The 16,877-nt window shown below is 66.0% G+C and carries 32 protein-coding genes; 3 read left to right on the forward strand and 29 right to left on the reverse strand.

Features of this window, described 5'->3' with window-relative positions; genetic code table 11:
- Positions 1-51: 51 nt before the first annotated feature.
- From ACK8HH_RS17210 to ACK8HH_RS17350, 29 genes are all read right to left on the reverse strand, one after another.
- On the reverse strand, positions 52-1,620 hold the full coding sequence (locus ACK8HH_RS17210; protein WP_412475390.1) for a terminase large subunit domain-containing protein: 1,569 nt from the start codon (positions 1,618-1,620) through the stop codon (positions 52-54).
- A 3-nt stretch (positions 1,621-1,623) separates the two neighbouring features.
- Positions 1,624-2,151, reverse strand: coding sequence for a hypothetical protein (locus tag ACK8HH_RS17215; RefSeq protein WP_411815683.1), 528 nt, complete (start codon positions 2,149-2,151; stop codon positions 1,624-1,626).
- A 49-nt stretch (positions 2,152-2,200) separates the two neighbouring features.
- The gene (locus ACK8HH_RS17220) at positions 2,201-2,356 is read right to left on the reverse strand and encodes a hypothetical protein (RefSeq protein WP_412475391.1); all 156 of its coding nucleotides are present in this window, start codon (positions 2,354-2,356) and stop codon (positions 2,201-2,203) included.
- Positions 2,353-2,526 carry a hypothetical protein gene (locus ACK8HH_RS17225; RefSeq protein WP_412475392.1) on the reverse strand — a complete coding sequence of 58 codons (174 nt, stop codon included), beginning with the start codon at positions 2,524-2,526 and terminating at the stop codon, positions 2,353-2,355. Before ACK8HH_RS17225 ends, ACK8HH_RS17220 begins: the two co-directional genes overlap by 4 nt.
- A complete protein-coding gene (locus tag ACK8HH_RS17230; RefSeq protein ID WP_062367361.1) occupies positions 2,523-2,753 on the reverse strand; it encodes a hypothetical protein in 231 nt (76 codons plus the stop codon). Before ACK8HH_RS17230 ends, ACK8HH_RS17225 begins: the two co-directional genes overlap by 4 nt.
- Complete coding sequence (locus ACK8HH_RS17235) at positions 2,750-3,439, reverse strand: 3'-5' exonuclease (protein WP_411815684.1); 690 nt, start codon at positions 3,437-3,439, stop codon at positions 2,750-2,752. Before ACK8HH_RS17235 ends, ACK8HH_RS17230 begins: the two co-directional genes overlap by 4 nt.
- Positions 3,436-3,864, reverse strand: a complete 429-nt coding sequence (locus ACK8HH_RS17240; protein ID WP_062367357.1) for a hypothetical protein — start codon at positions 3,862-3,864, stop codon at positions 3,436-3,438. Before ACK8HH_RS17240 ends, ACK8HH_RS17235 begins: the two co-directional genes overlap by 4 nt.
- Positions 3,861-4,388 carry a hypothetical protein gene (locus ACK8HH_RS17245; protein WP_412475393.1) on the reverse strand — a complete coding sequence of 176 codons (528 nt, stop codon included), beginning with the start codon at positions 4,386-4,388 and terminating at the stop codon, positions 3,861-3,863. Before ACK8HH_RS17245 ends, ACK8HH_RS17240 begins: the two co-directional genes overlap by 4 nt.
- Entirely contained in the window at positions 4,385-4,684 is a 300-nt protein-coding gene (locus ACK8HH_RS17250) for a hypothetical protein (protein ID WP_412475394.1), read from the reverse strand. Before ACK8HH_RS17250 ends, ACK8HH_RS17245 begins: the two co-directional genes overlap by 4 nt.
- Position 4,685: 1 nt before the next feature.
- Positions 4,686-4,925: a hypothetical protein gene (locus ACK8HH_RS17255; protein WP_412475395.1), complete on the reverse strand. Its 240-nt coding sequence runs from the start codon at positions 4,923-4,925 to the stop codon at positions 4,686-4,688.
- 280 nt (positions 4,926-5,205) lie between these two features.
- Complete coding sequence (locus tag ACK8HH_RS17260; protein ID WP_412475396.1) at positions 5,206-5,643, reverse strand: hypothetical protein; 438 nt, start codon at positions 5,641-5,643, stop codon at positions 5,206-5,208.
- Positions 5,644-5,734: 91 nt separating this feature from the next.
- A complete protein-coding gene (locus ACK8HH_RS17265) occupies positions 5,735-6,388 on the reverse strand; it encodes a hypothetical protein (RefSeq protein WP_062367348.1) in 654 nt (217 codons plus the stop codon).
- Positions 6,385-6,906: a hypothetical protein gene (locus tag ACK8HH_RS17270; RefSeq protein WP_062367346.1), complete on the reverse strand. Its 522-nt coding sequence runs from the start codon at positions 6,904-6,906 to the stop codon at positions 6,385-6,387. Before ACK8HH_RS17270 ends, ACK8HH_RS17265 begins: the two co-directional genes overlap by 4 nt.
- Positions 6,903-7,976 carry a hypothetical protein gene (locus ACK8HH_RS17275; RefSeq protein ID WP_062367344.1) on the reverse strand — a complete coding sequence of 358 codons (1,074 nt, stop codon included), beginning with the start codon at positions 7,974-7,976 and terminating at the stop codon, positions 6,903-6,905. Before ACK8HH_RS17275 ends, ACK8HH_RS17270 begins: the two co-directional genes overlap by 4 nt.
- Complete coding sequence (locus tag ACK8HH_RS17280; protein ID WP_062367342.1) at positions 7,977-8,243, reverse strand: hypothetical protein; 267 nt, start codon at positions 8,241-8,243, stop codon at positions 7,977-7,979.
- 271 nt (positions 8,244-8,514) lie between these two features.
- Positions 8,515-8,937 carry a hypothetical protein gene (locus ACK8HH_RS17285; RefSeq protein ID WP_062367340.1) on the reverse strand — a complete coding sequence of 141 codons (423 nt, stop codon included), beginning with the start codon at positions 8,935-8,937 and terminating at the stop codon, positions 8,515-8,517.
- A 3-nt stretch (positions 8,938-8,940) separates the two neighbouring features.
- A complete protein-coding gene (locus ACK8HH_RS17290; RefSeq protein WP_082781288.1) occupies positions 8,941-9,894 on the reverse strand; it encodes a recombinase RecT in 954 nt (317 codons plus the stop codon).
- Positions 9,895-9,897: 3 nt separating this feature from the next.
- Entirely contained in the window at positions 9,898-10,092 is a 195-nt protein-coding gene (locus ACK8HH_RS17295; RefSeq protein ID WP_156479433.1) for a hypothetical protein, read from the reverse strand.
- 116 nt (positions 10,093-10,208) lie between these two features.
- Positions 10,209-10,514: a hypothetical protein gene (locus ACK8HH_RS17300; RefSeq protein WP_062367333.1), complete on the reverse strand. Its 306-nt coding sequence runs from the start codon at positions 10,512-10,514 to the stop codon at positions 10,209-10,211.
- On the reverse strand, positions 10,514-12,166 hold the full coding sequence (locus ACK8HH_RS17305) for a DNA cytosine methyltransferase (protein ID WP_412475397.1): 1,653 nt from the start codon (positions 12,164-12,166) through the stop codon (positions 10,514-10,516). The genes ACK8HH_RS17300 and ACK8HH_RS17305 overlap by 1 nt, the downstream gene beginning before the upstream one ends.
- A gap of 3 nt (positions 12,167-12,169) precedes the next feature.
- A complete protein-coding gene (locus ACK8HH_RS17310) occupies positions 12,170-13,234 on the reverse strand; it encodes a YqaJ viral recombinase family protein (RefSeq protein WP_062367329.1) in 1,065 nt (354 codons plus the stop codon).
- A gap of 187 nt (positions 13,235-13,421) precedes the next feature.
- Complete coding sequence (locus ACK8HH_RS17315; RefSeq protein ID WP_062367326.1) at positions 13,422-13,655, reverse strand: hypothetical protein; 234 nt, start codon at positions 13,653-13,655, stop codon at positions 13,422-13,424.
- Positions 13,652-13,792: a hypothetical protein gene (locus ACK8HH_RS17320; protein ID WP_156479432.1), complete on the reverse strand. Its 141-nt coding sequence runs from the start codon at positions 13,790-13,792 to the stop codon at positions 13,652-13,654. The genes ACK8HH_RS17315 and ACK8HH_RS17320 overlap by 4 nt, the downstream gene beginning before the upstream one ends.
- Complete coding sequence (locus ACK8HH_RS17325) at positions 13,789-14,112, reverse strand: hypothetical protein (protein ID WP_062367323.1); 324 nt, start codon at positions 14,110-14,112, stop codon at positions 13,789-13,791. Before ACK8HH_RS17325 ends, ACK8HH_RS17320 begins: the two co-directional genes overlap by 4 nt.
- A 132-nt stretch (positions 14,113-14,244) precedes the next feature.
- On the reverse strand, positions 14,245-14,373 hold the full coding sequence (locus tag ACK8HH_RS17330; protein ID WP_412475398.1) for a hypothetical protein: 129 nt from the start codon (positions 14,371-14,373) through the stop codon (positions 14,245-14,247).
- Positions 14,370-14,555, reverse strand: a complete 186-nt coding sequence (locus ACK8HH_RS17335; protein WP_412475399.1) for a hypothetical protein — start codon at positions 14,553-14,555, stop codon at positions 14,370-14,372. Before ACK8HH_RS17335 ends, ACK8HH_RS17330 begins: the two co-directional genes overlap by 4 nt.
- Complete coding sequence (locus tag ACK8HH_RS17340; RefSeq protein ID WP_412475400.1) at positions 14,552-14,782, reverse strand: helix-turn-helix transcriptional regulator; 231 nt, start codon at positions 14,780-14,782, stop codon at positions 14,552-14,554. Before ACK8HH_RS17340 ends, ACK8HH_RS17335 begins: the two co-directional genes overlap by 4 nt.
- Complete coding sequence (locus ACK8HH_RS17345; protein WP_412475401.1) at positions 14,779-15,195, reverse strand: hypothetical protein; 417 nt, start codon at positions 15,193-15,195, stop codon at positions 14,779-14,781. The genes ACK8HH_RS17340 and ACK8HH_RS17345 overlap by 4 nt, the downstream gene beginning before the upstream one ends.
- 103 nt (positions 15,196-15,298) lie before the next feature.
- Positions 15,299-15,532 (reverse strand): XRE family transcriptional regulator, encoded by a 234-nt coding sequence (locus ACK8HH_RS17350; RefSeq protein WP_412475402.1) that lies wholly within the window; start codon positions 15,530-15,532, stop codon positions 15,299-15,301.
- 153 nt (positions 15,533-15,685) lie between these two features.
- Here ACK8HH_RS17350 and ACK8HH_RS17355 point away from each other — a divergent pair, with 153 nt between their 5' ends.
- From ACK8HH_RS17355 to ACK8HH_RS17365, 3 genes are all read left to right on the forward strand, one after another.
- Entirely contained in the window at positions 15,686-16,249 is a 564-nt protein-coding gene (locus tag ACK8HH_RS17355) for a hypothetical protein (protein WP_412475403.1), read from the forward strand.
- A gap of 68 nt (positions 16,250-16,317) precedes the next feature.
- Positions 16,318-16,506 (forward strand): hypothetical protein, encoded by a 189-nt coding sequence (locus ACK8HH_RS17360; RefSeq protein ID WP_412475404.1) that lies wholly within the window; start codon positions 16,318-16,320, stop codon positions 16,504-16,506.
- Between the two features lie 4 nt (positions 16,507-16,510).
- Entirely contained in the window at positions 16,511-16,825 is a 315-nt protein-coding gene (locus ACK8HH_RS17365) for a hypothetical protein (protein WP_412475405.1), read from the forward strand.
- Positions 16,826-16,877 lie beyond the last annotated feature (52 nt).

A 16,877-nucleotide genomic window follows, 5' to 3' on the forward strand; every position in this document is an offset into this window, starting at 1 on the left:
GTGAACCCAACCATCACACAGTAACAGTGCTCACTGTTACTCACGTTCCGTTCAGCGGCGACGCCCCGCCAAACCACGACCAGACCCACCCTCACCACGACGCCGACGCACCGGATTCGACACCTCACTGCCGCGTGGCGACGCCGGCAACACCTCCGTCACCGCATGCACACCCGCATCCAACGCACCCGGCGACCACGTACTACCGGGCTCCCACATCGTCCACTCCGTCGCCAACTGCTTGAGGTCGACACCGCGAGCGAAGAACACCCGCCCGGTGAGGATCGCCTGCGCGATCGGCTCCGCACGCAACACCTTCGACTTCTTCGCCGTCACCTCCGACACATGCGGACACAACCCCGACACCGCGCCACGATCCGCGAGCTTCTCCCACGCCTGCGCGATCAACTGCTTCGCCATGTCGCCGCCGAAGTTCTTCTCCACCACCACGGTCCCCGCATCATGCTCAGCCGCCGCCAGACACACCGCTTCCGGCCACTCCGCCGCCGACAACTTGCCCGTCCGGTCGTCGAGAAACCATGCATGCCGCTGACTATCCAGACCGACCGCCACGATGCCGACACTGTCCCGGCCACCACCCGCAGGGTCGACCCCGATCACTACCCGCTTGAACGTATCCGGCCGCCCCATCGTCGCTGCACGGATCGCATCGTCATCGAGCAGTGATCCTTCCGCCGACCACGGCGTGCCCTGATACATCGACCCCCAGTCGCGGGCCGTCGACCGCTGCTTCTGCCGCGCCCAGTGCGCCAGCAGCGCACCGTGGTCGCCGTCGGCGATCTTCGGATGCGACAGCGGCTCCCCCGGCTCACGCCCGAGAGGGTCCGCGAACACTCCCTTCGCGGGTTCCGGCTTCAGTGCGAGCGCCGGCATATGCAGGACAGTCCAGTCGCCGCCTTCTTCGATGCGGCCGTCGCGGTCGAGGAGCCGCCCAGCGAGGTCGTCTTGGTGCCAGCGCGTCATGATGATGACCTCGCGGGCCGTCGGCGACCGTCGGGCCGACCACACACCCGAGTACCAGTTCCACACTGCTTCCCGCATCGTCGGGCTGTCCGCTTCGGCGCGGCCGGCGAACGGGTCGTCGATGATCCCGAGGTCCATCGGGTGACCGGATAGGCCGCCGCGGACACCGACGGAGCGGAGGCCGCCGCCGGTGGTGAGTTCCCACGCGGCTTTCGTTGACTGCGTCGAGGACAGTCGGAGTCCGTAGTCGGCGCCGTACATGCGGATGTACTCGCGGACGGCGCCGCCGTGCGTTTGGGCGAGGGACGCGGCGAACGACGCGAGAAGGATCCGGTCGCGGGGTCGCATGGTGAGCCACCAGAACGGGAACCAGCGCGCACCGCGGGAACTCTTGCCGAGCTGGGGCGGCGAGAAGATCATGACGCGCCCGTTCTCCTGCGTCAGGAGCGGGGTCAGTGCGTTGTCGATCGCGGTCGTGTGGGGCCGTTCGACGGTGAGGCCGAGGTCGCAGTGCGCGGCCAACGCGCCCGGCGATGAGGCGGACGGCAGGGTGAGCCCGGCTTTGACGACGCGTTCCGCGAGGTCGCGTTTCAGGGCGAGCTTCTGCTCGTGCGTCATCCCGGCGAGGACGGACACGCGTCAGTCCTCGGTGACGGATTCGACGATCCCGTCGAGGACGGGGAGGTCCGGCGCGGGGAGGCCTGCCGCCTGTGCGTCCTTGATCGCCTTGTCGCGGAGTTTGGTGGCGAGGTCGGCGAGTTCGCGGTCGACGTCGCTGGTTTCGGTGACGGTGACGTCGACGCGCATCGGTTGGTCGAGGCCGTGGAGTTTCGTGAGGGAGTCGAGGACGCCGCGGCCGGCGCTGATCAGTTGGGCGACGCCGACTTCGCGGTTCGCTTTGGCGTCGGCGAGGGCTTTGACGGTTTCGGTCCAGAGGAGTTCGTAGCGGCGGGCTTGGATCTCGTAGAGTTCGTCGGCGAGTTGGTCTCGTCGTTCGCGTGCTGCGGCGAGTTGCCGGTGGATGACGTGGTGGACGGCGGGGTGCGTGACGCCGTGCTTGGCTGCGATCGCGCGCAGGCTCATTCCGCTGATGTAGTCGTCGAGCCATTCGGCGTGTGCTTCTGTGCGGGGGATCTGCACTCGCGGGCTCTTGTTCGCGTCACCCATGACGATCATGGTAGTGACAGTCAGACTGTCACTGCTGGTTGTCTGGCGGCTATTTGGTGTCGCCGATGTCGTCGGCGAGTTGGTCGCGTACGTCGCCGTTGCGGCACGCTTCGCAGCGGCGGCGGTGCGCGCGGTAGAGGGCGATGTCGATGCGGACCCAGAGTCGGTCGGTGAAGTTCTGCCACCACCACATCAGGTGCCTCATGCCGTGTCTCCGATCGGGATGGTGTGGGTTTCGCGTTGCAGGAGAGTTTCGCAGTCGCGGCACACGATGCTGACGTCGACGCGCAGCACGCCTGCGGACCGGACTTCGACGATGTCGGTGTCGAGTTCCTCGTGCATGCAGATCGCCGGACTGTTCGGGGTGATCCTCATGGCTCCACCAGAGGGATGCGGATGGTCTTCATCTCGACGACGAGGCGCGTACCGGCGCTGTCGCTCTCCATGCCGACGGTGTCGACCCACCGCGGGTTGATACCAGCCATCTTGCAGGCCTGCTCGTGCATGTCCTGCGGGGTCGGTGCGTCGCCACCTTCGGTCGCAGTGAACACGATCGGCAGCGGGATCGACTCGACGACCTCGCCCAGCTTGTTGGGCTTCATGCTGTTCTCCTGACTGGCCATTCGCCGTCGACCGTCGCGGCGGCTTCGTGGTTGCCCTGGCGGAGGAAGTACTCGTGCAGGGACTGCTGTTGCTCGGCGCGCCACTGGGCCTGCGCGCGCATCAGGGACTCGACGTCGTCGAACGACGCCATGTCCGGTAGGCGGAGTTGCTTCCATGCGACGCGCGCCGCCGACAGGCAGTCTCCCGTCGCGTCGTGCGCGGCTCCCTGGTCGACGCCGTAGTGCTCACACAGCGCGGTGAGGGTGCGCTTCCCGCGCCGGAACCGGTCGATCTGCTTGTCGATCACGTATGGGTCGACGACGGCGCCGACGACGAGTTCGGGGTGCCCGAGCCGTAGGCCTTCCCAGTGCAGCATCGACAGGTCGAATGCGGCGTTCATGATGACGACGGCGTGCCCTTGGGCCCACACGGTTTCGAGGCGGTCGCGGATCTGCCGGTAGCCGTCGCTGTAGTCCTGGCCTTCCGCGCGGGCCTTCTGGGTGGTGATGCCGTGGATCTTGGCGGCGCCTTCGGGGATGTCGATGCCGGGGTTGAGGAGCCATTCGTCGGCGTTCACTTTCGCGCCGTCGATGGTGATGATGGTGGCGGTCACGATGCGGTCGTGGGTGACGTCGGTTCCGGTGGTCTCGAGATCGAACGCGGCCAAGGGCATGTCGGCGATCATCGGCGTCGTCCTGTCCGTGTGTAGCCGGCGATGCGGCGGGCCGCGCGGCGCTTCATCTTGGGGCGGACGACCCAGTTCCATGGGGTACGACCGACGAGCCAGGTGACGACGTCGTGGTTGATGTCGATGAACTTCACTTCGATCGGCACGGTGAATGGCCCGGTCAGGATCCATGGTGAATCTGGGATGGTGCCGAAGTTCGCAGTGTCGGTGTACTCGGGCGTGTGCGGGTTGTCTCCGCTGATGGTTCCGGCGTCGGCCCATCCGGGTCCGGGGGGCAGTACCTCGTCTGCGACCGGGATCGGCAGCCGCTGAATCCGCATCGCGGGAGTGTAGAAGTCGCGGCCGGCCAGCTTCGGTGGTCCGTCGGGGACGTGCGTGTAGGTGTCGTCGGGCTGCTGGAACATCCCGGTGTTCTCACTCATGTGTCGCCGCCTGCGGGGAGTTCGTTGGTGATGACGTGGCCGTCGATCGTGTTGGAGATGCCGATTGTGAAGCCGTAGCTGTAGTAGAACGGGTTGCCGCACGACCAGTCGACGTCGAGCTCAAGGACGTCGCCGAGGTCTGCGAGGATGTGCCACTTGGTGTAGCCGTTCTCGGTGGCGACGCCAGTGATGGCGTGGTTGACCTTGTCGGGGTGCAGCAGGAACTTCTTGATGTCGGTGAACGCGCAGCAGTCACCCTGTTCGACCATGGCGACGCGGCGCCCGTCGTCGAGGGTCAGCATGAGCGCGGCGAAGCTGTCGTGCCACCATTCGCTGTCGCCTGCTGCTTCGAAGTCGTTGCTGTTGAACGAGACGTGCGGCTCGACGCTGACGATGCGTCGGCCGATGACGGCGGCGGCGAGGTTGTTGACGCTGTCGGGCATGGTGCCGTTGTCGTCGGCCGGCCAGTCGGGGTAGTTGTCGGCGCTGTCGGGTGGGTACGGGTTGTGTGCGGGAACGGTCACTGGTCTTCTCCGTCCTCGCCACCGGTGGTGGTGGTGTTTCCGATCGCGTCTCCGAGGGCTGTTGCGGCGGTGTCTGCGGCCGCGGTGGCGATGCGGGTGATGGAGGATTCCCATGGGTCGTCGCCGGTGACGATGTACTGGGCGAGGTTGACGAGGTCGATGGGGTCTGGTGCGTTGAGGACGCCGTTGGCGGCGCGGAGTGCTGCGACGCGGGCGCGCTGCTCGGGGGTGAGTGCGGGCATGTCGACGGCGGTCGACGCGGGCGAAGGGTATCGGGGTGCGGTCGGGACGGTCATGTCAGGTGCCTTTCGGGTAGCGGGCGGAGTAGGCGGGGCGGCCGGTGGGATCGGTGATTTGCCAGGGGCGGCCGGCCCAGATTGCGTATTTGGTGGCGCGGTCGAGGGCTTGGCTGATGGTTCGGTAGGTCTCGGGTTCGAGGACGTTCTCGAGGTCGACGAGCGTGAACATCAGCAGGTTTCGGGCTCGCTGGCTGCTGCGTCGTCCGCTGGTCCTGCCCAGGTGCCGGGCAGGGACCATCCGGGCCACGCGCGGCCGGCCGGGACGAGGCCGACCGTTTCGGGGTCGACGCAGTGTCGGGTGCTTTTCGCGTGCGATCCGGAGCGGTGCTTGTCGAAGGCGGCGATGCTGGTGAAGGTGCGGTGGCAGGCGGTGCAGTGTCCGGACCTGGTACCGGTCCACCAGCTCGGGCATCGAGGGCAGCGGATCGCCGTATTGGGGATCGGCTGGGGGTCGGTGCCGGGAGAGGCGGTTTCGTCCGCTGTAGCGTTTTCGCTCACGCGGGAATCGGCATCTGTGGTCACTGCCCTGCCCCGTTCTGGCGGAGTTGGTGGGTGTCGTGGTTGATCTGGCCCTGCTCGTCGCGGAGGTCCTTCGCTGCCGCCGACATCGCGTCCGCGAGCACCGCCACGTCCGGGAACGCGTCGGGATGCACGATGACCTGCCGCACCACACCGCCGCGGTCAGGGGCGAAGAATGCTGCTGCCCCCGGGGCCATGCCGGGGGTGAAGCCGGCGGCGATGAGTGCGGTCTGTCCGATGTCGGCGAGCATGTCGACGGTCCGGTCGGCGTCGGTGCCGGTGCCGTGGTGTCCTCCGCAGCCGTGGCAGCGGGTTGCGTTCGACGGGGCGCGCGGCGGTGTGGGTAGCCAGCCGCGGCGCATGGCGGTGGTGGTGAGCAGGTATCCCCATCCGAGGCCTGAGGTGAGTGCGGCGATGAGGTTGATCCAGGTGGGCATGTGGTGGTTCTCCTTCGGTGTGGTTCGACAGTAACAGTTGCTATCGTCACTGTTCTTTCATCGGCCTGAGTGTCCGCAGGAACGGCCGGAATCACCCGGCGGGCACCGACCTGCCGGGAGCGCCTGAAAGTCGCGCTCCGTTGCCGCCAGCCGGTCGGAACCCATGCCGCAACTCGACCGACGGCCACGCGATCGCCGACACCACCTCCAAGTGCCGCTCCAACACCCTGACGGGAAGCTGCCGCCGCGCCACATGAATCGCACCGAGAGTGGCAAGTGCCGCCGCGTCGAACTGGTTGTTGTCGCGGGCCTGCAGCTGCTCGCCCCATAGCCGCGCCATTCCGGCCGCGACGGCCGCCTTGTCCGCGTTGCCCTTCCCTGCCGCCAGTTGCTTCACGCGCTGCGGGATCACGTCGACGTACGGCACGCCGAGGTGGTCGAGGGCACCAACGACCGAATGCCACAGGCCGGCGCGGTCCCACACGCTGCCGACGTTCCGTGAGTACGCCGGCGCCTCGATCACGACGAGTTGGGAGTGGCGGGCTTGGTCGACGATCGCGTTGCGGAGTTTCCGGATGCGGGCGACGCGTTGGGGGAGGGTGTCGTCGCGGCGTCCGGTCGAGGTAATGGTGTGTGTGGTTACCTGCGTTTTTGGGTCGAATGTTGGTGGTCGGTCGATGGTGATGTGGGCGATGCCGCTGCTGGTGAGGCTGAGGTCGAGGCCGGTGATGCGGATGGTGTTCATGCGTTGTCCTGGGCTTTCCGTCCGGTGATGACGCGGGCGATGCAGGGGATCTTCCGGGCTTTGCCGTTGACGGGGTTGGTGCAGGATTCTTCGGGTGCGGCTCCGCAGGTGGTGCATGGGTGCGCGATCGCGTTGTGGGCGTGCTCGTATGCGGTCCAGATCGGTTTGCCGTCTGCGCTGCCGATGGGGAGTCCGGCGAGTTGTGGGTCGGGTGGGGCGATTTCTGCGGCTGCGATCTGTTCGCCTTTGTCGATCTCGCCTGCGAGGGCGCGGATGCGGCGGTAGTTGGCGATGAATGTTCCTACGCGGAGGGTGTCGGGGTCTCGTTGCTCGTAGTGGGCGTCGACTGCTTGGCATGCGAGTTGGGTGTCGTCGATGCCGTGTTTGGCGCAGGTGTCTGCCCAGACGCGGATGCGGTTGGCGTCGCTGGTCATGCGGTCGTCGTGGATTTCGGCGCGGCTGATGGCGGCGGCGACGGCGCGGATGGTGTGTTCGGTGACTTCGGGTTCGGGGTTCATGCGGTTTCTTTCTGCATTTCGGCGATGATCTGCTCGGCGCAGGCGTGGGTGTCCATGGCTTTCTGGGTGGCTTTAGTCGGTTGAGCTTCGCGTTCGGCGGGGCGGGCGGCCTTGGACACGAAGTGCGGGATCTGCGACGGGTAGAGCCGGTCGGAGTGGTGCCAGGCTTTGATGCCTTGCGCGATTTGGATGGGGTGGATGCCGTCGGTGATGAGCCGGTCGACTTCGATCGCGACCTCGACGAGGGTCTGTGATGCGACGCCTCCACCGGCCCATTGGTTGAACTGGCGGGCGACGGCGTCGGCGTCGGCGGATCGTGCGGTCCGGTTGAGTTCGCGGAGGCGGGTTTCGGCTCGGGATTCGCGTCGCGCTGGCGCGCGCTCCGCGTGCGCGAGGTGAGGTTCCTCGTAAACGATTTCGCGTGGAGTTGGAGAAATGGAGGTAGTAGCCGGAGAAGGAGCAGGAGTAGGGCCGGGGTTAGCCGTGGGGTTGGGGTTAACCGTTGCGTCGGGGGTTGACCCTATGGGTTGACCCCAAGGGTTAGGCGAGGGGTTAGCGACGGGGTTGGACGGGGGGTTGAACGGTTCGAGTTCCGCGGGATCGACTGCTCGCTGGTCGAGCATCGACATGACTGCTTCGCGCTGCCACGACGTCGATTCGGGGTGCGCATCACGGACGCGGCGAACCTCGTGGACGATTACTCCTCGCAGCATTCGAGAGGACAGTTCCGCGCGAGCGTTCGCGAGGCTGACGGCCATGTTCGGGGTCTTCCAGAGGCCGTCGTGCTTGATCCATGACCGCAGGAGGTATTCGTCGGTGTCGGTGTCGATGATGAGGAACAGGTTGCGGGACAGTCCGGCCGCGGCATGCTCGACGCGGTCGCGTGTCCAGTCGGCTGCGAGGTTGGCGATACGGCCTGGGTGCCAGTCTCCGGCGCCGCAGTATGACAGCCCGGGGCTGGTCCACAGGGACAGGTAGAGGAGTTGTTCGTCCACTCTGAGGTCGAGGAAGTCGTCGTCGCCCCAGAGTGCGAGGTTGACGCGCGCGTGGTCCTTTCCGGTGGCTCTCATCTACGCGCTCCCCAGGGCTGCGAGGGGATCGCTGGGCTGGATGACGGCGTAGGTCCCGTCGCCGTTGGCTCGGATCAGACCGGCTTCGATGAGGGTTTCTCGGTGATCCTTGCGGGTCAGGTGGGCGAGCGTGTTCGCGTCGACGCGGTCGGGGTCACTTCCGGTGTCGGCGAGGAGTTCCACGTAGGCGATGCGCGCTCGGAATGTGAGGCTGCGGACGGCGGGGTGCCGGAGCGTCCACGGGTAGAGGCGCGTGTAGTTCGCCATGGTGCTGCCCTTTCGGTTTGTTGTCACTTTTCCTATTCACTTTCCTGCCCGTATCAGCCAGTAACTGTTACACCGTTACTGTTGTTCGGCGCGCCGAGGAGACATTCCGACAGTCTCCCCGGCGCGCCTCCATCAAGCTGCTTCCTCGACGGACAACTGCCCGGACATCGGGCATCTCGTTCCCGCGGTATCGAGGTGGGTCCACACCGTGCGACTGACGCGCACATGGCAGAGGCAGACCGGGCAGATCCGGATCGCGACGGCCGCCATGTCAGACGACCTTGAACGGCTGATTGTGGTTCGGGCCGTCGCCTTCGGGGTCGTCGATGGTCGGCTGGTCAGCGTCGAACTGCGGCGGACTGTAGTCGCCGTAGTCGTCGCTGCTCCCCTCGCCCATGTCGTCGATCGACGTCTGGTTCGGGTCGTTGCCGTCGGCCTTGGCGACCATCTTCCCGAGCTGCGAGTCGATGACCTTGAACCCGATCGTCTGACGGCGGCCGTCCTTGACCTCGTCTTCGACGACCTTTACGACTTCGGCGCGGACGGTGAGGACGAAGACGTCGCCGATGTTCGCGCGGGGGTCGCCGTCGCTGTTCGGCCACTCGTACTGATCGATCGGTTTCCCGGAGTACTGGTGGAAGAACAGGCCACTGCTGGTGCCGCCTTCGCCGTTGTGCTTGGTGACCTTGGCCATGGTCTACTGCTCCTTCTGCGCCTGCAGCGCGTTGAGGGTGTTGAGGAGTTCCTCGTCGTTGAGGTCTGCGAGGGCTTCGAGCTTGTCGCCGAACTGCTTGGACAGGTAGGCGGCGATGTCGGTGACGCCGGCGTCCGCCAACGCGGCGAGGACCGCGGCCTCGAGCGATTCCCGATCCATCTGCGGCTCGGACGCGGCCTCGACTTCGGCCGGCGCGGGATCGTCGGTGTCACCTTCGATGTACGAGGGTGCAACGTCGACGAGATCGCCGTGATCGGTGCGGACGGTGCCGTCACGGACGACGGCATCGGCGAACTCGGGTGAGAGGGGCATCCACTTCGCGAGCTGCTTGGTGACGGTCTTGCGGGCCATGGCTGCCCAGTCGGTCTTCCACGGGCCGTTGTTCGATGCCTTGGAGCGGCGGCGGATTGCCTCGATGTCGTCGACCGACATGACTTCGAAGACGTTGCCTCCGTCCTTGAACACGGCCGCGGCGTACGCAGCGACCGGCTGGCCGCGGTCCTTCATCGCCGGCTTGTGCGACAGGGTGGGTGCGAGTCCGTACTCGTAGTCGAACTGGTCGTTCTCGTACACGATGTGAGCGTTGAACGATGCGAGTTTCCCGGACTGCCAAGCCAGCTTGACCAGCCCTCTGTAGCCGGGAATGAACGTGACGTCGCGGCCGTACGGGACGAGGTACGCCTCGCCGAGGGGCCCGGGTTCAAGGCCGAGCTGGGAGGCGGTCATCAGGGCACCGAGGAACGACTCGGGGGTGCAGCGTGCGAGGGCCGGCGTCTGCCGCAGAACGGTGGTGGCGATGCGGGCCATGCGGTCGGGGTTCATGTGCTTCGGGAGGGCCCGTGCGATCTCAGGCTTCATCTGGTCGATGAGTTGGGTGAGCGTCGGCTGTCCCTGCTGGGCGGGTGCCATCGCACGCTGTTTGAGGTTCGAGGCCATCGGTTAGTTCTCCTTCTGGTTGCCGCCGAGGACCCAGGTGGCCCACTGTTCGGCGGTGGTCTTGATGTCGGTGACGGGCATGCCGGTTTCGGCTGCGAGTCGCAGGCAGCCGAGACGGACGTCCTGGTGGCGGTTGCGGTCGCCGGGGGTGACGTACGGCTGGTCGACGGGCACCTTGTCGGGGTGTTCGATGGGCATGGGTTCTCCTTCTCCTTCGGGGGTTTCGTACGTGCAGGTGTGCACGTCACGGGCGGGGTAGATCGCACCGCAGATCGAGCAGACAGTCGATGCGATCGGGAGCGTGCGGGTCTGGATCATCCGGCACCCGCCTCGGCGCGTCCGCGCCCCGGGATGCGGACGCGGAGGTGGTCGGCGTTGCAGCCAATGTGTTGCGCCGCGATCCGGTACGACACTCCGGACTCGAGAAGCGTGCGGGCGACGGTGATCTGTTCGTCGGTGAGTAGCGCCGATCGCTTCTTTCCGATGCCGAGGCGCTTTCGCCAGCGGACGACGGTGCGGGCGCTGACACCGATGCGTTGTGCGATCAGTTCGGCCGATTCGCCGCGGCGGGTGCCTTCGGCGATCCGGTCGACAAGCATTTCGTCGATCGGGGCCGCCATCACGCCACCACCCCCAGCGATTCAGCAACGACGGCGAGGAGATCCCGTGCGGCGCAGGGAGTGACTGCGTTGCCCGCCATCCGGACCTTCTCGCGGCGGTTCCCCAGGACTGTGTATGTGTCGGGGAAGTCCATCGCGCGGATGATCTCGGTCGGCTCGAGCATCCGGAACAGGACGTCGTTGATGTCGATCGTTGGAGCGGGTGCGGCGAGTAGGGACTGGTGGCCGGCCGTCGTCATCGTCCGCGCGGGCTCGGCAACCGGAGTGACATGCTCCGCACCGCTCCCCTTTGTGCTGTTGTTCCGCATGAGCAGGGCGTGGTGGTTGCCGCTCGCGGTTACGGTGGACAGCGGGTCGGTGGTCGATCGTGCGTCCGATCCGCCGCCGCGCAGCTCGGCGATGAACGGCGGCGTCTTGGTGAACGCGATGCCGTCGGTCTCGACGGTCGTTCTGGTCGGGAGCGGGTCAGCGAGCGAGCTCGCGGTCTCTCGCCATGTGCCGCCGCACGGGACCGCGATCCCTGTCTCGTTGCGGGTGGTCATGGTGCGCAGCGGGTCGGCTGTCGACGTGGCGGTCTTACCGACGCGCCCTTCGACCGGGACAACGAGCCCCTTCGACGCTGTCGTGTGGACAGTGCGGAGCGGTTCGTCGATCGGCCATGCTCGCATGTACGCGCCGCTCTGCCCGTGGTTCGGGTGCTTCGGGTCGGCACTGTCGTAGGTGTTGCCCGCGGCCTCGACGATCAGCGGCCGCCAGTAGCGGTCGATCCCGGCTTGGATCCGCGCGAGAGTTTTCGGCGCCAACGGATGGAATCCGAGCGACTTGGTCTTCTTCTTGTCGGCCCAAAACTCCTTGAGCGGTCGGTCCCCGATCCGCTGCCCCTCGAGCGTCCAGTCGATGATGTCGGCCGCAGGCCTGACGATCGGCTCGACGATCGCGTTCCTGCACGTGACGTTCGGGCAGCGATAGACGTACTGGGCGCGGTAGCGTCCCCAGGCTGGCCGGTCCGGCTTCTTCCATGACTGCATCGCCTTGACCGGGCCGCAGGTGTCGCAGACCGCGAGCGGTCGGCACAGACGGTTCAGCTTCGGGACTGGGTTGCCCTCGAGCGTGAACACGACGTACATGCGGTCACGGGACTGCGCGGCACCCGCGCCAACGTAGTTCGCGTGCATCGAGTTCATCCACACGATCTGGTGGCGGTAGCCGAGCGAGTGCATCGCCATCAGCCAGGCGTCAAACATCACCCACCGGGCGGCGTCGACCACGTTCTCAACGATGATCGCCCTGTACTGGTGGTGTTCAGCAAACCGAGGAACGTCCCACATCGTCGCCCTTGATCGTTCAGCTGCGGCGTCCGGAAGGACCTCGCCGAACAAGTCCGGCTGGTTACCTGCGCGCTTGCGACCTTTCGCGACACTGTGGTTGGTGCACTCGGGCGAAGCCCAGAGAACGTCCGAGGTCGGGAACAGCCGAGGGTCGATCTGCGAGATGTCAGCACAGATGTGGTCGGCGTCCTGATGATTCTCGTTGTGCGTCTGGACCGCGAGGTCCCAGTGATTCGACGCCACGCGTACCGACACACCGGGCACCTGGATCGCGCCCGTCGAGGATCCGCCGGCGCCGCAGAACAAATCGGTCATGGTGAGCATGGGTCACGCTCCTTTCGGGATGCGGATTGAGCGGGACTGGAATCGTGCGAAGAGATCGGGATCCTCCGCCTTGAGCGCGGCGGTGTCGACGTCGATCACCTTCTTCTCGAAAAGCGGTGCCAGGTCAGGCTCTTCCTCCCGGAACCGCTTCTTGGAGAACACACCCCGCTGCACCTTGAGAACCGCGTGGAGGACGTCGCCGGTCTGCTCGAGCAACGTCGAATGCCCCTGCGCGAGAACGAGGAGGTTGTTGCGAGCCTCGTCCTTCTTCGCGACCGCGGCCTTCTCCTCGGCGCGCGCCTGCTCGTACGCTGCGACCCAACGGCGGACCTCGCCCGCTGCCGCCGGATCGAGGACCAGCTCGTCGACGTCAGGAGTGCCCGCGGCCGTGATGATGTCCGACAGCGACTCCCGCGACGTGACCGGCGGAGTCGTACCGTCGACCACATGCGTCCAGAACGCTTCCTCCTCGCGGATGATGTGGTCGATCAGTTCCTGGTCACGGTCGACGCGACGCGTCACGATGCGCGATCCGCCGATCATGCCGGCGACGTAGCCATACGGTGCGCCGCACACGGCGAGCTGATGCTGAACCTGCAGTTCCGCGGCGTCCGGGACCTGGTCGTCAGACCAGTCGGAAGCGAGGTACTGCGAGGTGTTCTTGACCTCCATCGGGATCGGACCATCGTCCGGGGTGATCACCACCGAGTCGAGTGACGCGCGCTGCCACGGACGTTCCCGCGAAGCGAGGCCGCCGATCGTCATGACGTCGAACCCGAGGCGCGCTGCCGCGGTATCGCGGATGACGGGCTCGAGGATGTGGCCGAGTTCCATCTGCTCGGTCATCGCCGTCGACAGCGGGATCTGACCGGTCTTGTCGAGCCAGACTCCGTACTGTGTCTGTCCGGTCCACTTCCCCATCCCGAGGATCGCGGCGCACTCGCTGGCGCCAACGCCTTCGCGTCGCTGCATCAGCCAGGCGATCTCGTCGGCCGGCGTCGGCAGCAGCGTCGCGTGAAGCTCGTACGGGTTCCAGTCGGTGCTGGGCTTGAAAACGGTGGTAGTCATCAGAGTTTCTCCTCCCATGGATCGGGACGGTCAGCGGGAATCAGGACGTCGACGGGGCGGCAAGCACAGTGCTCGCGGCCGCAGTCCTCGCACCACGAGCGGCCTTGGGAGCGCGGGCAGAACCCCTCATGTCTGCCCGCGCTGTGAAGGCCCGCAGCGCACCGGCACGGCAGCAGTCGGTGACCGGTCACGACGGCACCCACACGATCAGGTCAATCCGGGTCACGAGTTCCGGCTGACCGAGCAGGTCACAGAGCAGCGTGACGAGGCCAGGTTTGGTGTCCGAGCTGTTGAAGTCGAGGACGTTGCCCATCACGGTGCGAGCGGTCAACTCCCACGACGGGTCCGACTCCCCCGGATTCGCGGACTTCAAGACCGTCCGCAACCTCGGGTGGTCAAGGTCGATTTCGATGATGCTCACAGCGGGACCCCGTTCCGGATGATCGGGCCGACCGGCATCTGATCCGGGTCGACCGTGAACCGCGGCGCCGGCCGATCGGGCATCAGCGACCACAGGGCAGCGACGCCGAGCGTGAACAGCATCGCCTGCGCGATCACAGTGTCACCGCCGTCTCGACCAGCGGCTGCTCGGTGAGGATGTCGATCGCTTCGTGCAGCAGCTGCTCGACGTCGTCGCCGACATCGCCGGTGATCCGAAGCAACGCGTATGAGCCGCTGTGAGTGATCCGGATCCGGTCGCCGAACTCCCCGCGCGGCGGGAATGCGTCGAGGTCCAGTAAGGTCGCGACGACGCGCGGCAGTACCGTCCCGGGCGTGACTTCGACGTCGACAGACACGGACGAGGCGAGGGACCCGGACGCGTGTTTCGCCGCGGAGTCGGCGAGCGCGATCAGATTCACGAGGTTCGTGTTGGACATGTGAGGGTTCTCCTTCGGTGATTGCCGTGGTGAGCGGCTACGATCGGTGGTCAAGGGCACGATCTCCTTCGGGCCCAGGCCGGGTAGCTGGCTCGGGGGTGGTGCCCCGGGCCGCATAGCTGCCCGGCCGAACTAGTTCCGGGTCCCGCTGATGAGGTCGGCCAGGAGGCGTGCCTGGTCGGCGCGGGGGGCGGGGATGTCGTCGCCGTCTTCGGCGCGGCGCGCTCGGACGCGGGCGAGGAGTTCATCGGCGTCGATCACAGGAACTCGCCTCCCATCCACGTCGCGGTCACCCGGTGCGGGCCGCGGTGCCCGTCGATCCGTTCGCATCGCGCTTGCATGCCGGACATCACTGAGACGTGATGGCACCGGACGGGCATGTCGTCGACGTGAGTGTCGAGGACTTCACCGTCGGCCGACTGGTCAAGGTTCTGCATGCTCATGCCTTCTCCTTGAGACTGTTGATCCAGGTTTCGATGTCGGCGGGGTCCCAGCGGACGTAGCGGCCGATCTTGATGGCGGGCGGCAGTTGGCCGCGGTACCGCATCTGGATGATCTGGCCGCGGCTCACGTTGAGCCGCGCGGCGAGATCGTCCGGCGACATCAGGGTGTTCGGGTCGATCGGTGCCGGTTCGGGTGTCGGCTCGGGAACAAGGGCGAGACCGGTCATGACTGCTCCTTGAAGTCGGAGAAGTCCTTGGTCCATCCCTCCACAGCGATCCCCGTCATCGCGTCGGTGAGGCCAGCTCGTTCGAGGATCGACCCGATGAGCAGGTTCATGCCTCGAAGGACATTGGCGAACATGATCCCGGCGAGTTCGGGCGACTGCGCGAGCTTGAGGACGAGGTTGATCCACTCCTCGACCGAGTCTTCGTCGTGGCAGATCGCGAGGTACTCGGTGCCGAGCTTCGCGGCCACGATCTGCATGTCGCCGAGGTTCGGCATCGTGAGGAACCCTGCAGGCATCCCGTCGAGGTCGTGACCCAGCAACGCGTTCTCGTGCGGATCGAGGGGGTGCTCGGCGAGGTACTCCTCGCGGGCTGCAGCGATCCGCAGTCGCGCAGCGATCAGATTGTCGGTCATGGTGCCTCCGTATCGGGCCAGATGATGGGGTTGGATCGTTCGATGACGGCGGTCGCGCCGTAGGATTGGTCAGCATCGGACAAGTCGAGCGCCAGATCGGTGCTCATGCCGACACCGCCTGGATCGGCGCATCGTCGAGGATCAGCACCTTGTCCGGTCGAGCTCCAAGGTTCGCCAGTGCGGCGAGAATGTCCGGGGTTGCGCGCCGCGTCTTGAGAGCGGTCGTCCACGTCTTCCGGGAGACGTTCGTCCGCTCCGCGAGTTCGGTGGTGTGCTCGATGCGATGCGCCTTCTTGACCCGCGCGATCTCATCGAGACTGAGTAGGAAGGTTCCCACTGTTGCCTCCTTCGGTGAGTTGGTGTCACCGAATCTAAACACTACTCAGACCATTGGCAAGGAAACGACACACCTCGGATCACAACGGTGTGAGATATGGCCAGGTAGGTACACACTTGATGTGTAGAAAATTACCCACTACAGTTGTTGGGCATGGACGAACAGCAGGAGCTACTTGGAGCCCTCGCAGGTCGACGGATCTACGTCGCAGACATCGCGCGCATCCTCGGAGTCAGTCGAAAGACTGCACACAAGCGGCTCACCGACGGGCTGACCGCCGACGACGTCATCACGATCTGCCGGGCAGTCGAAGTGAATCCCGTCGAAGCACTTGTCGAGATGAAGTTCGTAACCATCAACGAGGCCATGGACTACGTCGACTCCGACGGCGAACTCCTCGCGACCGCCGACGAGGAGAAACTGTTCGCGGAACTGGTCGACCGAAGGCTGACCACGCCTCAGCTCGCCGCGCTCCTTGCCGAGCGCACTAACAAGCCTGCGCCGGCAATCACGATTGGCACAGACGACACAGTCGCGTCGCTCGAACTGAAGCTGGCTCGAGCCGAACGCGCGGGGCTCACAGGCACCCCGCCAACCGACCAGGAACGCTGGGCCGCGCGCAAGATCGATGGGATGTCGCAGTCGGAGCACATCAACCGAGAGTCCTCCCGCCGCGGTGAGCAGCCGGACCCAGAAGGCCCAGAGTTCGGCGCATAACCGCAAAGCTGTCGGATACGACCGATACGATCCGCTGTACCTCAGATCACCCGACCAAGGAGAACACCATGGGAATCACCCGCAAGCTCATGTCCATCAGCACGCTCGGTGCCGTCGACTTCCGCTCCGACAAGGAACGAGCGGCCAGCAACACGGGCAAAGCCGCCAAGGCGGCGAAGAAGCAGAACAAGCTCATCGCGGAACAGAACCGCCTGCTGGCCGAGCAGAACGCTCTTCAGCGCGAACAGCGCGGGTAACCCGATGCCGAACGTAAAGTGGCCGGCACCCTTGCCGCGGCGCGCACCTCGACTGCACTGGTCGATCGCCTGGATCTTCTGGATGCTGTGGCTGACCTGGTTGGCCTACGCGTACATGGCCGTCGCGATCTTCTGGCTCTTCCAGGCGGTCGGCGAATGGTGGCAGGCGAGACAGGACGCTCGCGCAGCAATCGCCGCGCGCGCAGACGCCGAGAATCAGGCATGGCTCGCCGGCCGCCCCGGCGCCGAGTACGGCCAGTACCAGCCTCACCCGCTGACGCGACAGGACTTACACGACCAGGACCGTCGCGCCAGCTAGCCCCGACTACGACCCGGGCACGGTCTCACCAGCCGTGCTGCCCGAAGGAGAT

The organism is Gordonia sp. LUNF6 (assembly GCF_047041125.1).
In the GTDB taxonomy this organism is placed as follows: domain Bacteria; phylum Actinomycetota; class Actinomycetes; order Mycobacteriales; family Mycobacteriaceae; genus Gordonia; species Gordonia sihwensis.